The organism is Paenibacillus sp. FSL R7-0204, assembly GCF_038002225.1.
Classification (GTDB): Bacteria; Bacillota; Bacilli; order Paenibacillales; family Paenibacillaceae; genus Paenibacillus_AQ.
In genome coordinates, this window is record NZ_JBBOCA010000001.1 from 2,329,896 (window position 1) to 2,346,285 (window position 16,390).

General features: G+C 52.5%; 9 protein-coding genes. 7 read left to right on the forward strand and 2 right to left on the reverse strand.

The genetic code is table 11. The features are described from left to right. The first annotated feature begins 60 nt into the window (after positions 1-60). Positions 61-2,430: a glycoside hydrolase family 95 protein gene (locus MKX42_RS10460; RefSeq protein ID WP_340752435.1), complete on the forward strand. Its 2,370-nt coding sequence runs from the start codon at positions 61-63 to the stop codon at positions 2,428-2,430. 45 nt (positions 2,431-2,475) lie between these two features. Here the strand turns inward: MKX42_RS10460 and MKX42_RS10465 are convergent, their stop codons facing one another. After that, the gene (locus MKX42_RS10465) at positions 2,476-2,781 is read right to left on the reverse strand and encodes a hypothetical protein (protein WP_340752436.1); all 306 of its coding nucleotides are present in this window, start codon (positions 2,779-2,781) and stop codon (positions 2,476-2,478) included. Positions 2,782-2,882: 101 nt separating this feature from the next. On the opposite strand from MKX42_RS10465, the gene MKX42_RS10470 reads away from it, so the two are divergent. Beyond that, positions 2,883-7,217, forward strand: coding sequence for an endo-1,4-beta-xylanase (locus tag MKX42_RS10470; RefSeq protein ID WP_340752437.1), 4,335 nt, complete (start codon positions 2,883-2,885; stop codon positions 7,215-7,217). A gap of 351 nt (positions 7,218-7,568) precedes the next feature. Here MKX42_RS10470 and MKX42_RS10475 read toward each other — a convergent pair whose 3' ends face one another. Then, entirely contained in the window at positions 7,569-8,687 is a 1,119-nt protein-coding gene (locus MKX42_RS10475) for an IS4 family transposase (protein ID WP_340751609.1), read from the reverse strand. 552 nt (positions 8,688-9,239) lie between these two features. Between MKX42_RS10475 and MKX42_RS10480 the strand changes: the two genes are divergently transcribed. The 5 genes from MKX42_RS10480 to MKX42_RS10500 all read left to right on the forward strand — a co-directional run bounded on the left by MKX42_RS10480 (position 9,240) and on the right by MKX42_RS10500 (position 16,256). After that, positions 9,240-10,199 carry an ABC transporter permease gene (locus MKX42_RS10480; protein WP_445669371.1) on the forward strand — a complete coding sequence of 320 codons (960 nt, stop codon included), beginning with the start codon at positions 9,240-9,242 and terminating at the stop codon, positions 10,197-10,199. Positions 10,200-10,217: 18 nt separating this feature from the next. Beyond that, positions 10,218-11,096: a carbohydrate ABC transporter permease gene (locus tag MKX42_RS10485; RefSeq protein ID WP_340752438.1), complete on the forward strand. Its 879-nt coding sequence runs from the start codon at positions 10,218-10,220 to the stop codon at positions 11,094-11,096. A 102-nt stretch (positions 11,097-11,198) separates the two neighbouring features. Next, complete coding sequence (locus MKX42_RS10490) at positions 11,199-12,905, forward strand: extracellular solute-binding protein (RefSeq protein WP_340752439.1); 1,707 nt, start codon at positions 11,199-11,201, stop codon at positions 12,903-12,905. A gap of 56 nt (positions 12,906-12,961) precedes the next feature. Beyond that, entirely contained in the window at positions 12,962-14,674 is a 1,713-nt protein-coding gene (locus MKX42_RS10495; protein WP_340752440.1) for a sensor histidine kinase, read from the forward strand. Then, positions 14,628-16,256: a response regulator gene (locus tag MKX42_RS10500; protein WP_340752441.1), complete on the forward strand. Its 1,629-nt coding sequence runs from the start codon at positions 14,628-14,630 to the stop codon at positions 16,254-16,256. Before MKX42_RS10495 ends, MKX42_RS10500 begins: the two co-directional genes overlap by 47 nt. The last annotated feature ends 134 nt before the right edge of the window (positions 16,257-16,390 follow it).

Below are 16,390 nucleotides of genomic sequence, written 5' to 3' on the forward strand. Positions count from 1 at the left end.
TATCAGGATGGAAGGGTTCAGCCAGATTAGAAATTACGGTGTATGGAGGTAAGCTGCGCAATGAATATTTCATTTAATACCCCTGCCACTTTTTGGGTGGAGGCGCTTCCAGTCGGGAACGGACGGCTGGGAGCCATGATTTTTGGCGGCATTGAGCAGGAGCGTCTCGCGCTGAATGAGGACACGCTGTGGTCCGGGTACAAGACAGACTGGAATAATCCGGAGGCCCGCGAGGTTCTCCCTGAGGTAAGGGCGCTGATTGCAGAAGGCAGGAATGAAGAAGCGGATGAGCTCTGCAAAAAAATGATGGGCCCCTACGCCCAGTCCTACCTGCCGTTCGGGGATCTGCTGCTTACGATGGAGCACGGTCAGACGATAGACGGGGAGTACAGCCGGAAGCTGGATCTGTCCACTGGTGTTGGTATCGTCTCTTATGTAATCGGTGGTGTCCGGTATACCCGGGAAGTCTTCGCCTCTCACCCGGACCAGGCGATCATTGTCCGCTTGACGGCCAGCGAGGCGCACCGGCTCAGCTTCCGGGCGAAGCTGGACAGTCCGCTTCGTCACCGTTCGGAAGCAGACGGTGAGCAATACACGATTAGCGGACATGCTCCCGAATATGTCGCGCCGAATTATTACGAAGTCGATCAGCCGGTCCGTTATGGCGGGGAAGCTCCCCGGAGTCTGAAGTTCCACGGCCGTCTGGCTGCGGTCCAGACTGGAGGCCGTCTGGAAGCCAGTGCTGATGGTATCCAGGTTACCGGCGCAACGGAAGCGGTTCTATACTTCAGTGCGGCAACCTCCTTCGATGCGCAGTCCGGCACAGTGAAGGCGGATTATGATGTAAGTCAGCAGACAGCAGGGGCTGTACAGCGGATCATCAATGAGCCTTATGCTGGGCTATTGAGCCGTCATGTTGACGATCACGGGGAGCTGTTTGACCGGGTAGAGCTGCATCTGGGAGAGAGCCTGGCTCCGGAGGGCATGCCGACGGATCAGAGAATTGCCGCTTACGGCAGTAATGATCCGGGGCTGGTAGAGCTTCTGTTCCATTACGGCCGTTATCTGCTGATAGCCAGCTCCCGTCCGGGCACACAGCCGGCGAACCTCCAGGGCATCTGGAATCAGGATACCCGGGCGCCTTGGAGCAGTAACTACACGCTGAATATCAATGCGGAGATGAATTATTGGCCGGCAGAGGTCTGCAATCTGTCCGAGCTGCACCAGCCGCTGATTGACTATACCCGGAGGCTGGCGGTTAACGGCAGCGAGACGGCCCGGATTAACTATGGCGCACGCGGCTGGGTAGCCCATCATAACGCCGATCTCTGGGCGCAGTCGGCTCCCGTTGGCGGCTACGGTGACGGAGATCCGGTCTGGGCATCCTGGGCGATGGGCGGAGTATGGCTTACCCAGCATTTGTGGGAGCACTATGCCTTCAGCGGTGATCTGTCCTATCTGCGGGAGACCGCCTATCCGGTAATGAAGGAAGCGGCCTTGTTCTGCCTGGATTGGCTGATCGAGAACCCGGACGGGTACCTGATTACCTCACCATCCACTTCTCCTGAGCACAAAATCGTAGACGGCGACAAGAAGTATGCCGTCAGCGAAGCGGCAACCATGGATCTGTCGCTGATCGCGGAGCTGTTCACGAACTGCAGCCTTGCAGCCGGATTGCTTGGTCTGGACGGGGAGTTCGCGGCTGAGCTGGAGGCCGCCCGCGCGCGGCTGCTGCCGTTGCAGGTAGGTGCAGGCGGCCGGCTTCAGGAATGGTCGGCAGATATGGAGGATGAGGATGTGCATCACCGCCATGTCTCCCATCTGGTCGGGGTCTACCCCGGCAGATCGGTAACGGAGAAGCTGGTCCCCGAGCTGTATGAAGCCGCCAGAACCTCGCTTGAGATTCGCGGAGACGGTGGAACCGGCTGGAGCCTGGGCTGGAAAATCGGACTATGGGCCAGATTCAGACAGGGTGACCGCGCCAAGCAGCTGATCACTAACCTGCTCACGCTGGTTCAGCCGGAGGCCGTTAACAATGAACGCGGCGGTGTCTATCCGAACCTGTTCGACGCTCATCCGCCGTTCCAGATTGACGGGAACTTCGCGGCTACAGCCGGAATTGCCGAGATGCTGCTGCAATCCCATCAGGGAGTTCTGGAGCTTCTGCCCGCCCTGCCTTCAAGCTGGAGCGAAGGTAGAGTGAAGGGTCTGCGGGCACGCGGCGGCTATGAAGTGAACCTGACCTGGAGCGCTGGCGTTCTCGGACAAGCGGAGGTTACCGCTCATCTCGGGGGAGTCTGCCGGGTTCTGGCAGAAAGCCCTCTGGAGATTACGCGCGGAGAAGACCGCCTATTGGTGGAGCCGGATTCGGACGGCCTGGTGAGTATTGAGATGCAGGCGGGGGAACGTGTAAGTGTACGGTATGCTTAGCAGATAAGGCAGAGTGAATAATAGTTATGCAAATTGCAGCACGCTTCAGATTGTGGAGTGTGCTGTTTTTGCGTTATTTGGGTAGGTGCGCGGGCCGAATGTAATCGAAAAACCGATCACATTGCGCCGGATGGTGGTGTCCGGTCCAAATGTAATCGAAAAACCGATCACATTGCGCCGGATGGTGGTGTCCGGTCCAAATGTAATCGAAAAACCGATCACATTGCGCCGGATGGTGCTGTGCGGACCAAATATAGGCGAAAAACCGAACACAATGGGCGCGGCGTGCTGGCGCAAGCGGGAGGGAGCCGGGTGTGGCTGTGGCGGGATTTTCTCCGCTCCTATTATCATTTTGTTATCAATCCTACCAAATTGTTATTTGTAAACGATTTCCAACCGGCTATAATTCAAACTGTAAGCGCTTTATAAAGAAGATTCTTAGGAGGGTACAGATGCTCAAGCGTAAACGAATGATGAGCCTCGCGCTGGCGCTGGTCGTCCTGGCGGCTTCGGTGCTGCCAATGCGGACACCGGTCTATGCTGCGGCTGAGGGAGGCCCGGCAGTTGTTCTTGCTTCGGACTTTGAGGACGGTACCGCACAGGGCTGGACGAAGAAGGGCGACGAACAGCTTACAGTAACGAAGGATGTCTATCATGGAGGCTCCTACAGTCTGTACGTAGATGGACGGACCAAGGATTGGGAAGGGCCCAATCAGGTTCTGACGGACCACATGACTCCGAACACAGCCTACACGTTGGGGGCATGGGTGAAATCTCCGGCGCCGGTCAAATTCACGGTACATACCATGATCGGTGAAAAAGAGGACTGGACGCTTGTAGCGGAACTTAGCGGAGCGAAGGGGTCCGGGGAATGGACGTATCTGGAAGGTACTTTTATTACAGGCGATAAGGTAGGCTTCACGGAGATTTATGCAGAAGCCGCAGCAGGAACCTCATTCTGCGTGGATGATATCAAGATTACCGCCGCAGCGGCTGAAGTCCCGGTGGGGGAGGAAGGGCTGCGCACGGATTTTGAAGACGGAACGCTTCAGGGCTGGAAGAACCGGATTGGCCCGGAATCGTTGTCGGTGAGTCAGGATACGGCTAATACCGGAACTCACAGTATGCTGGTAGAGGGGAGAGAGCGCAGCTTCCATGGGCCAAGCCTGAGTGTGAAGGAGCATCTGCGGCCGGGCAAGAGCTACCAGTTCTCGCTGTATGTCCGTCTGAAGGAGAAGCCGGAAGCCGACAAAAGTCTGCAAATGACGGTGTATAAGAAGGCCGGCTCCGAGAGCTGGAATGCGATCGATAAGGTTAGCATTAAGGCCGATCAGTGGGACCAGTGGCATCTGCTGAAGGGGACTTTCCAGTACAGCGACCAGCCGTCTGAGGTGAACCTGTTCGTGGAGACTCCTTATATTACAGAGGAGACTGTTGATACGTTATCTTTTTATGTGGATGATGTGGTGATTGAGCCTGCACCCGAGATGAGCATTGAACAGGATATCCCTGCGCTAAAAGACATCTATGCGAACGATTTCGCCATTGGTGCCGCAGCATATTCCTGGCAAATGGAAGGGGTCTACGGGGAGCTGCTGAAGAAGCATTTCAACAGCATCACAGCTACCTATGAAATGAAGCCCAAATTCCTTGCTCCTTCCGAGGGCACTTATGTGTTCGACGGGGCGGATAAATATGTGAATTTTGCCGAAGCGAACGGGATGGGACTTCGCGGACACGCGCTGCTGTGGCATGTGGATGCTGCCGAGTGGATGTTCACGGGTCCTGACGGCCGGCCGGCAAGCAGAGAGCTGCTGCTTACTCGTCTACAGAGTTATATTGAGACCGTTATGCACCGCTATAAGGGCAAAATCTATGCCTGGGATGTAGTGAACGAAGCGATTGCCGACAATGGCGGCGGCCCGGACGGGATGAGACTATCCCCTTGGTATAAGCTGATTGGTCCGGACTATATCGAGAAGGCATTTGAATTCGCCCGTGCGGCGGACCCGGAAGCGAAGCTCTATTACAATGATTATTACACAGAGGTACCGGAAAAGCGTGAGCATATCTACAAGCTGCTGAAGACGCTCAAGGCGAAGAATCTGATTGACGGCGTGGGCCTCCAGTCTCATCACGGACTGTTCTCCCCATCCATTCCGGAGATTGAAAAGACGATTCAGCAATTCTCGCAGCTTGGGCTGGACATTCAAATCACTGAGCTGGACGTAGACTCTGGCATCAGCCCTTCTGCTCCGCTGCCTGCAGATATCGCTGCGCGGCAGGGCAAACGCTATAATGATCTGTTCGAGCTCTACAAGAAGTACAAGGACACGATCTCCTCGGTCTCCATTTGGGGAGTGCAGGATGAGAAAAGCTACAACAACCATGCTATGTTGTTCGATGAGCAGCTGAAGGCGAAGCCTGCATTCTGGGGAGCGGTGGACCCGTCCAAGCTGCCGGCCATTCACAATGTAGCCGTGGCGCTTGAGGGTACGCCTCAGGCAGGCGCAGCCGGGAAAGCCCTGTGGAGCAAAACAGCAGGGTTCCCACTTGAGCAGGGCAGCACAGTATCTGCCAAGGTTCATACGCTGTGGGATACCGATAACCTGTATGTGAAGGTAGACGTTACCGATGCTAGCCGGAACGCGGAAGACAAGGTTGAGCTTTTCCTGGATGAGAACAATGGGAAGACTACGGCTTATCAGCCGGATGACCGCAAGATCAGCTTGCCGCGTTCGGGCTCCGGGACCGAAGGAGTCAGCTTCACCAGCACAGAACGTGAGGGCGGTTATACCATTGAAGCGAGAATTCCGCTCGTAACCGTCAAGGGTGCCGCAGGTGCCGAGCTGGGTCTCGATATCCGTGTCAGTGATCCCGGTGTTCCGGGTTCTGTCCCTGCCTACTGGAATGACCGAAGCCAGTCCCAGGATAGAGACACCAGCCATTACGGGGTTCTCCGATTAGCTGCCATGCCTAATTCAGCGGAATCGCTGAAGGGTCAGGTGAAGATCGACGGACAGATGGATGCGGTATGGGAAAAGGCGAAGCCTTTTCAGGTGAAAATGTCTGCTGCTCCTTACAGCACCACCGCAGAAGCCAGATCGATGTGGACGGACGACAGCCTCTACCTGATCGTAGATGTGAAGGATGCCGTGCTGAAGGCGGATGCCGCGAATCCATGGGACCAGGACTCCGTGGAGATCTTCATCGATGAGAATTTCAGCAGAACCCCGTATTATGAAGGGGATGACGGCCAATACCGGATTAACATTAATAATGTCGCGTCCTTTGGCGGAGGCGCCTCGGACAGCAGATTGACCAGCGCGGTGGTCCATACGGACACCGGGTACCGCGTCGAAGCCAAGATACATTTCGGCACGATCAAGGGGGCGGCGGGAAGCTCCATCGGGCTTGATCTCCAGATCAATGATGATCGGGGCGACGGCACCCGCAGTACGAGTAAATGGAATGACAGGGGCGAGGATACGTGGCGGGATACCTCCAACTTCGGGATTTTGACGTTTGTGGCACCTGAAGCGGCACCGCAAACCCCTGCAGATGGGACTTCTTCGTATCCATCGTCAGGCTCGTCACCACCCGTGAAGGCACCTGCTCCGGCAGCAGTAACCTTCACGGATGGCAAACTTACCGTTCAGGCTTCCCCGGATAAGGCGGGCATCCTGAATGTGGATCTCGCGCCGGATGCAGTAAGTCAGGCCTTGCTTCAGTCGCTGGACAGCGGCATTCTGAAGATTGCCGTCAAGCCTGCCTCCGGGACCGAGGTGCTGCGGCTGGGGCTTCCGCTTCAGAGCTTGGCCGCGCAGTCTAAGATTAAGGAGATTCAGATTGAGAGCGGCTTCGGTGCGGTTCTAAGCCTGAATACAGAGCTGCTGAAATTGCAGGATACACAGGCCGGGGATGTTCTACAGCTTCAAGTGAAGCGTGTGGCCCGGGACGGATGGCCGGCAGCGGTGAAGACCCGCTTAGACGGAGCGGCTGTACTGGACTTCTCGCTTGCTATCCATGGAGCCAAGAACACAGCGGTGGACGCTGCTGCGCTAACACTGTTGCTGCCTTATGAACTTAAGTCAGGCGAGCGGGCGCACCAGCTTGCGGTCTATCAGGTGCTGGAGAATGGCAAGCTTGCAGTGGTGAAGGATCGTCAGTATGATCCGGCTACAGGCTATGTCTCCTTCAAGACCAAGGAGCTTGGACAATATGCGGTTGCCACAGTGAAGCTGCCGGATCACAAGGGCAGCAAATGGGCTGCCGAGAGCGTTGAAGCTCTGGTTGCAAGCGGAATACTTCCTCTGGGAGCAGAGGCTTCCTATGAGACAGGGGTATTGATGAACCGGGCAGAATTTGCCCAGCTGCTGGTTGATGCTTTTGACCTTCAAGCTGGAGCAGCAGCCCCAGGCTTCAAGGATGTCAATAAGGACTCCTCGTATGCCGAGGCCATCAACATTGCTGGAGCCTTAGGTATTGTAAAAGGTAGAGTAGACGGACTTTACAGTCCGAGCGATGCACTCAGCCGTCAAGAAATGGCAGTCATGCTGAACCGGCTCATCCAGCTGGAACAGATCATGCTGAAGGGCGATTCTGCTGCTGTTCACAGCTTCAAGGATCTGAACCAGCTGAGCGCGGAAGCTTCAGGCGCTATTGAGAAGCTGCGGGCTGCCGGAGTCATCCAAGGCGCACAGAACGGCAATTTCCTGCCGAAGGCCCAGATGACCAAGGAGCAGGCTGCCGTAGTAATCTACCGGATAATCAGCCTCAATCAGTAGAGTAGTGTCCGCAAGTCTATAGCATTGATTCGAGCAGCGGTTCTCCCAGGTAAGGGGGGCCGCTGCTTTTTGTGATGGGAGTAATATGGCTGCGATGTCTACTTTGGGGACTGTTTCATCTACCTTGCCCGCGTTACTCCGATACTGCGTCAGGAAATAGTTGGATTTTGGGCACTTGTTCAGGCGCGGAATAGACCCGGCCAGACAACAGTTGGAAAAAAGGCACTTGTTAGGCCGGGATTAGAACAAAAAGAAGATTTCCTCGAAAATAAATAGCATAAATCAACCTAATTTACTCAAAAGCTCCAAACCGGCTAAATTAAGATACGTTTATCTAAGCCTGTTGATTACCTATATTTTGGTGATAATGTCAGTAACATGAGCTAAATAAATCTTCCACTCCACAGGTAGCTTTTGCAGCGTAAATAATCGATCAAACTCGGCGAACGTTAATCTAGCGCTAACATGCACAGTACTATTTCCCTGTTCAAACAGAAACTTTAGCAACACATACACCAATAAAGCCACGTATAGCTGCCCATATACTGCATTTTCTGTGGTTCCAAATAACTTGGGAATGTTTAAATGCTGCTTAATCCAACGAAAAAATACTTCAATCTGCCAACGTTTCTTATAGATGTCTGCTATGGCTTCGGGGGAGTGCCAGTGCAGATTTGTCGCAAGAATGACGGGATTCCCTTTAGGATCTTTAAGAATCACCACCCGAAACTGATTCTTGCTGAGCGCCTTAACCTTTCCTAATTGGCACGTCAAATCCTGCTCGATACTTCCCTCAAATGGGCGATTTCGCAGGCGCGGGACCGGATTCACGAGCGTGGTGTTATCCTTAAGCCGAATGACAAAATATTGCCGCTCTTTCTTCTCTTGATAGCTGTCAAACAGCTTGTGCTTCCCGTAAGCGCGGTCTGCCACCAAAATATATTGGCTGTCGAGCAGGAAGGCGCAACTGTTTAAATCATGCTGTACAGCCGGGGTCTCCGTCACTTTGTGCAATTCATTCGAGTCCCCAAGTAATCCGACATGCAGCTTAACGCCTGCTTTTCTGCCTTTAATTTGTGCCCAAGGCAAGCGGCCTTGACCGACCGAAATGGTGGTTGAATCCACGATTAACAGTTCTTTCGGAATACCGAGTGACCGCTTGGCCTTCCGATTACAGAGCCCTATCATGAGTTTCAATAGACGCTTAAATAAGGAGAAAGGAACCTCTTTAGCCTTTTTGGAAAGCGTCGAATAATTCACCGCACGTTGTCCCTGAAGGGACATCCGTTGCGCGCCGTCTCGGTACCCGTCCCACTGCTGAAACGCTGCTTCAGCTAGAAACAAAAACAAATCATACACGGTAAATTTACGCGCAACATCAATATAGTTTAATTCTTCCAGAATCGGACGTAGTTTTTCCTCGGGAATCACCAATTGCAGAATGTTTGAAATTGAAGTAGACTTTTTCATGAGGCCGCCTCGTTTCGGAAGGTTTGTAGGGGTACAAACACTTTATCGAAATGGCGGCCTTTTTGCTACCTTTTTTTGGGTAATCAACAGGCTTAACGTTTATCCAACTAATTCTATAGTAGGCCGTGCAACCATCGCTGGGGTGGCGGCGCAGCTGGAAGTTGCTCGATGTTGCCGGGCTATGTCATGACTAGGGGAGAGCTTACGTAGCGGTTTGTTCTTTTGCAGTACTATTGCCTCCCGCTTAAACAGCGGAGAGGACGGAACGATTGTGGAAAAGCGATAGCGGTCGCCTTTGTGTCCGGATTTTCACCGCTAAGGTAAAAATACAATAAAATCCGGACACAACAGCGATTGTAACAACGTTCCGTTCGCGGAGCGTCCACCCAAGTGCTACCGTAATGCTACGTCCAAAACTGTTGTGGTTATCATTTTGTTATCAATGCTTTGTATTTATCATGTAACTGTCATGTCCGGCTAGGTATGATTAATTTATAAACAAAGTAAACGGATACACGTTGACCAGCAAAGGGGAGCAGAAGCATGAAAAACTTGGTTACGCCAGCCAGCGTAAAAGGCGAGAAACTGGATGTAAATGCGGGGAGTCCCCGGAAAAAATCGAAATGGAAATCGACCATTAGTCTCGATCTGATGGTTCTGCCGGCATTGATCCTAACCGTGATCTTCGCCTACATTCCAATGACAGGACTTGCGATTGCCTTCAAGAATTACAAGCCGGGCTTAGGCTTTAACGCCTCCAAGTGGGTGGGGCTGGAGCATTTTGAATATCTGTTCAGTATTCCCGAGAACGTTCAGATCATCTGGAACACACTGATTATTGCCGGTCTGAAAATGATCGCCAACCTGATCGTTCCCTTCTTATTCGCACTGCTGCTGAATGAGATCCGCAAGATGGCATTCAAAAAAATGGTACAAACCATTGTCTATATGCCCCACTTCCTGTCATGGGTGATCCTGGGCGGTATTCTCTCCGACCTGCTGGCCAGAGACGGCGGCCTGATCAACCAGGTACTGGTCAGTGTATTCGGCATCCAGCCGATTTTCTTCCTGGGTGACGGGAACTGGTTCCGGTTTGTCGTAGTAGTGAGTGATGTCTGGAAAGAGTTCGGCTTCAACACCATCGTCTTCCTGGCCTCCCTGGCGGGAATTAACCCGGCACTCTATGAAGCTGCTGAGGTAGACGGAGCAGGACGCTGGCAGCAGACCTGGTCAATTACGATGCCGGCCATGCTGCCGATTACCATCGTGGTAGGAACACTGGCGCTGGGTAACGTGCTTAACGGAGGCTTCGACCAGATCTTCAACCTGTATAACGCGCTTGTCTTCGATAAAGGGGACATCATCGATACATTTGTCTACAGACTAGGAATTGTTGACGGTAAGTTCAGCTTCTCCACAGCGGTCGGATTGTTCAAATCCGTTGTCAGCTTTGTCTTGATCGTAACAGCTTACCGCCTTTCGTATAAATTTGCTAACTACCGTATTTTCTAGAATGGAGGCCAATCTGGCATGTATCATAAAACAAAACCTTACCGCATCTTCACGGTGTTCAACTATATCCTGATGATCGCAGTTTCAATCATGTGTGTTGTTCCGCTGATTCACGTCCTTGCTGTATCGTTCAGCGGGAAATCGGCAGCCAATGCCAATCTGGTGGGTCTGTGGCCAGTAGATTTCACAGTGGATGCCTACACCAAGACCGTAGCCAACGAGAATTTCACCCGGTCCATCTGGGTGACGCTGCAGCGCACGGTGCTGGGTACTGCTTTTAGCATGGGGATCGTCATACTGGCTGCCTATGCACTGTCCAAAGAGAACGCCCGGTTCAGACGCCGGAACATGTATATCTGGCTGCTGGTCTTCACCATGCTGTTCAGCGGCGGTCTAGTACCGATGTACATTCTGATTCAGAAGCTGCACCTGATGAATTCCCTATGGGTACTGATTCTGCCGGGTGCCGTCTCGGTCTGGAATATCATTCTGCTGCTTAACTTCTTCCGGGCCGTGCCCAAAGAAATGGAAGAAGCCGCCTTCATCGACGGCGCAGGTCATTTCAGAACACTGTTCAGCGTGTATCTCCCGGTATCCATGCCGGCTATTGCTACACTGTCGCTGTTCACGATCGTCGGGCACTGGAACTCCTGGTTCGACGGCCTGCTGTATATGACGGATCACCGCAACTATCCGCTGGCGACCTTCCTGCAGTCGGTCATTGTCCAGCAGGACTTCAGTAAGGTGACCGTACGGCCGGAGGATCTGGAGAATATCTCGCAAAGAACAGTCAAAGCCGCTCAGATCTTCATCGGAATGGCGCCGATCCTCATCGTGTATCCATTCCTGCAGCGTTTCTTCGTGAAGGGAATTGTCCTCGGGGCGGTTAAGGAATAGCCGTCCTTCCATTAAAGGAGGTGATGCACGCGCTGGAAGCTAAAAAAGATTGACTCAAATAATTAATATGATTAAATTTTAATTAAAGGGGTGCAAGATTAAATGATAAAGAAAATGAAATTCTCTGCGGCGGCCGTGTTATCCACAGTCATGCTGGGCAGCTTGCTGGCCGGATGCGGCGGCAATGCTGACAACAAGAAGGCAGAAGGGGACAACAAGCCGGCGGCAAGCGAAGACGCGATGTATTCGGCTCCCTTTGAGAATGGTAAATATACAGAGCCGGTAACCATTTCAACCGTATTTCCCATCGCCAGCAGCCTGAAATTCAAGAATGGCGAGAACATTGAGAATAACGTGCACACCAAATGGGCCAAGGATACGCTGGGTATTGACATCAAGTATCTCTGGACCGTAAGTGACCAGAACAACGCCTATGAAACCAAGCTGCGCCTGATGCTGACCTCAGGTGAGAAAATGCCGGACATCATCTCGTTCCGTGGAAGCCCTTCCTTGATCTCCGATCTGATTGACAGCGGCCAGTTCACCGATGCAGGCGAATTGTTCGACAAATATGCTTCCGATATCTACAAAAAAGCGATGGCCGAAGAGCCAACCGTATGGAATCCCTACATGAGAGACGGCAAGCGGATGGGTATCCCGATTCTGGAAAACGCTTATAATAATGATCCGGTTATGTATATCCGTGAGGATTGGCTGAAGAAGCTGAACCTTAAGGCTCCGACGAATCTGGCTGAGCTGGAAACCGTGCTGGATGCATTCACGAACCAGGACCCTGACGGCAACGGCAAGAAGGATACAACAGGACTGGCTGTAGGCTTCAAAAACAATCTGAACACATGGATGTCGGAAGCCGGATGGGTCTTCGGGATGTTCGGCGCGATGCCGAACCAGTGGAACAAGACAGCGGACAACCAGCTCGCTTACGGTTCTGTTCAGCCGGAGATGAAGGAAGGTCTGGCAACGATGCAGAAATGGATGAAGGCAGGCTATATCTCCTCCGAATCCGGTCTGTATGATGAGAACAAAGCAACAGAAGCTTTTACAGCAGGCAAAGCCGGTATCATTGTCGGCCCTTACTGGATGACAGGCTGGCCGCTGCCGGATCTGCAGAAGAACGTTCCAGGTGCGGTGCATAAGGCTTATCCGCTTCCGGCAGGCCCGGACGGCAAGGTAGGCAGACACGGCACGAAGATCGCCTCCGGTGCGGTATTGATCAACAAGGACATGGAGCATAAAGACGCATTCTTCGTCTACCAGAACTATCTGTTTGATAACTGGGCTAACCCGGACAGCACAACCTTCGTGAACGGCTTCGCCAAAGGCTATGACTATGATATCGCTGAAGACGGAACCGTCCTGAAAGAGCAGGATACGGATAAGATTCCAGGCGGCTGGGTGGATGCGATCCGTTATACCCTGACTTACGATGGAGCCATTATTCCTAACCTGATGATGAATACACTGGCCAAGCTGGCCGGCGGTGCTGAGCCTGCTAACCAGTATGAGAAGAATCTGTCCGAGCGTATTCCTGAGCAGATCCTGGCAGCCAAGATCATCGTCGACCAGAAGGACAGTGTAATGCCTGAGATGTTCACAGGTACACCTACTGAAACTCAGCTCGCCCGCGGAGATATGCTGGAGAAGCTGGAGAAGGAAATTCTGAACAAAATTATTTATGATAAAGCGCCGGTAGACGAATTTGATACCTTTGTAGAGAAATGGAAAACTACAGGCGGCGACAAAGTGACCACAGAGGTCAATGAATGGTATCAATCTCTGCAGAAATAAAGATATAAAGAATAAGGGCGGCCCCCAGGCCGTCCTTTCATTTGGAGGAGGGCAATGTGAAATATCGTCTGTCGATCTTTCAGTGGCTGTCGTTTGTCCTGATGCTGATGCTGCTGATCATTGTAGGTGCGTTTTGGCTCATCTACCGGCTGAACGTGAAGGACATTCAGAATGAGCTGAGAAAAAATAAAATGTACGAGGTTGAATTCATGACCTCCCAGCTATCCACGCAATTTGAACAGGTGCTGACAAATACCATTACTTTGTCACAGGACCAGTCTGTGCGTGGATATCCTTATATTCTGAAGTTCGGGGATCAATATTCCAAATATGAGATGAAGCTGACCATCATCGATAAGCTGGCCCTGAACACGGCCTCCACCTCCTGGAAGAATACAGTGATTCTGTACTATGAGGATGAGAAAGAGACGGTATCCTCAGATTCCTCCTTCTCCTTCAGCACCTTCAGCCCCCCGGAGCAGGCGCGGAACCGCTGGGTGCTGCACATGGATAAGGAAGGCAAGGGATATTACTCCAACATCATGCGCAGTCATATCAGCTCGCTGTTAATTGAAGTCAGGATTTCTCTGGATAATCTGGTGAAAATGATGGAGCAGTATGTCTCCGGTATGCCGCTGCTATACGATGCCTCTGAGCGGGTCTTTATTCAGCCGGGGGCGGCGTTTCCGCAGGAGCTGTTAGAGTCGATCAGTCCTGGGATTAGCGGGAACAGGGGAACCATCTCCGCTACAGAGAACCGTACAGAGTACCTGATTAACTATATGAAGTCGGACATGCTGGATTTGTATTTCATAGACGCCTATCCCAAGCGCCAGTATATCGAGCCGATTAACCGCAATAACCGGCTGTTCCTCTATGCGGTACTGGTAGTGCTGGTTGGTATTATGTTCTACACGCTGCTGCTCCGCAAGCAGGTTCAGAAGCCTGTTATCATGCTGCGGAAGGCGATTGACCGGTTCGACCGGGGCGACTTTTCCAGCCGTGCCGTCGATCTGCAGGTCAATGAGTTCAAGGTGCTCGGCAATTCCTTTAACCGGATGGCGGAGAATACACAGACACTGATCGAGCAGGTCCTGCTGGGCGAGCTTGAAGTGAAGGAAGCGAAGCTGAAGCAGTATCAGGCGCAGATTAATCCGCATTTTCTCTATAACTGCCTGAATTTCATTCAGAGCAAAGCAAGCATTGAGGATTATCATGCGGTTACCACGATGACGCTGCATCTGGCCTCCTACTGCCGGTACATTCATAAGATTGAACAGCTTGATTCGACGCTTCAGGATGAACTGGATTTCGTCGAGCATTACTTGCATATGGTCCATCTGCGCAAAAAAGAGATCACCTTCGAGTTCAGCGTTACGGCGGAGGCGGGCAGATACCGTCTGCCAAGGATGATTCTGCAGCCGCTTGTGGAGAACTGCATTAAGCATGGCATTGAACCGGGCCTGAGGCCCGGCATCATCTCGGTTGCCGCCGAGGAAGATGATTCGTATCTTCTGATTACCGTGAAGGATAACGGAATCGGCATGACGGAGGAACGGCTCGGTGCGGTCCGCCGCCATATCGAGGATAATATTATTAGCAATGAACAGCTCGGAACGGGGCTAAGGAATGTGAATCAGCGGCTGCGATTGTATTTTGGCAAAGACTCCGGGTTATCCGTAGACTCCGTGCTGTCCGAAGGCACCTGTTACCGGATTCGGATTGAAAAGGAGGGAGAAGCTCATTCTGCAAATTCTGCTGGTAGATGATGAACAATATGTCGTAGATGATCTGGAGCTTGCTTTTCCATGGCAGGACTTCGGGATTGAAAAAGTATACAAAGCCTACTCCGGCGCTCAGGCGTTGCAGATGATCGGGCAATACCCGGTTGATATAGTCATTACGGATATCGCCATGCCCGGGATGAGCGGGCTGGAGCTGGTGAAGCAGGTGCGGAAGACCCACCGGAGAATCAAGTGTATTCTGCTAACCGGCTACGCCGAGTTCGAATATGCCAGGGAAGCCCTTCAGTATGGGGTGGCAGAGTATCTTGTTAAGCCGCTGGATCACCAGAAGCTTCGTGCTGCTCTGGAGAGCACGATTAAGACGATTAAGAAGGAAATCGACCGGACGGCATCTTATGAGCAGGCGATGCTGGCCTTCCGGGAGCATCTCCCGGCGCTGAAGGATAAGCTGCTGGCCGAGCTGATTCAGGGCAAATCCTATCCGCAGGAACGGCTGAAGGACAAGCTTAGCGGATATCAGATTGATTTTCAGCTGAACGACCGGGTCTTCCTGATTCTGATCCGTCTGGAGGAGCATTTCACGAACTTCGGGCCGGACAGCCAATTGCTCTTTGAATACGCGGTGACGAACATTGCCTGCGAGCTGCTGGGCCCGGGCTTCGAGCTGTGGCATGGCCGGGATGCTTACGAGAACCTGGTGTTTATTGTGAAGAGCAGTGAAGCGGGGGCGGTTGACCCGGACAAGATTCTCAAGCAGCTAACCCATAATACCCATCAGCTGCACAGCAGTGTGAATGAATATCTGAATGGCGGAATCTCGGTTATTCTGTCCTACCCGGGGGAATTCCCGCTGGATATCCGCGCCATGTATGAGGATTCCCAGTCGGCGTTAAGACAGCAAGTGGGCAATGACCAGGGCTATTTCATCTCCTTGACGGACAAGCAGAAGAGCTCGCCGGTCCAGCCGCTCAAGGACTTATATGCTTCTCCGACACTGATGCATCTGCTGGAGACCGGCCAGTGGCAGGGGTATAAGGAACGGCTGCAGCAGCTGAGAGAATTCAGCAACAACCTGCCGTCGTATAACGAAGAATATATTGAGGAGATCCGTACTATGATTCTCGGCTCCTTTCACTATATTGCCCATAAGAATCATAGCCTGCTCTCCGATCTGGTCGGGCGGGAGCTGCTGGATAAGACCCTCTTCCGTTCCGTGTCCCAACTGGTCAGCTGGGGTGAGGCGCTGGTGGATACCCTGCAGGGCAAGCTCGAACGGGATACACAGAATAACCGGATGGGCATCGTCAAGGAGATGCAGAGCTGTATCGCGTCTAATCTGGCAGAGGCCAGCCAGCAATTCGTTGCGGACGCGGTCTCGCTTCATCCGGCATATGTCTCCAGACTGTTCAAGCAGGTCAGCGGGATCAGTATAAGCGAGTATATCCTGAATAGGAAGATGGAGCAGGCCGTAGCAAGCCTCCGCAACTCCGAGCTGAAGATCTATGAGATCTCTGAGCAGCTCGGCTACGCCAACAGCCAATATTTCATCAAAGTGTTCAAGGAGCAGTTCGGCATGACGCCGCAGGATTACCGGGGGAAGCTGTGAGGTATGCTATTCTATAGAGCCGTGAGCAGAAGGGGCTCACGCTCTAGCAATCACTTATTAGCTAAATTAATAGGAAGAGAGTAAAACGAAGATATATTGACTTGGAGTCTAATTTCTTCTAAAAATGTAAATAT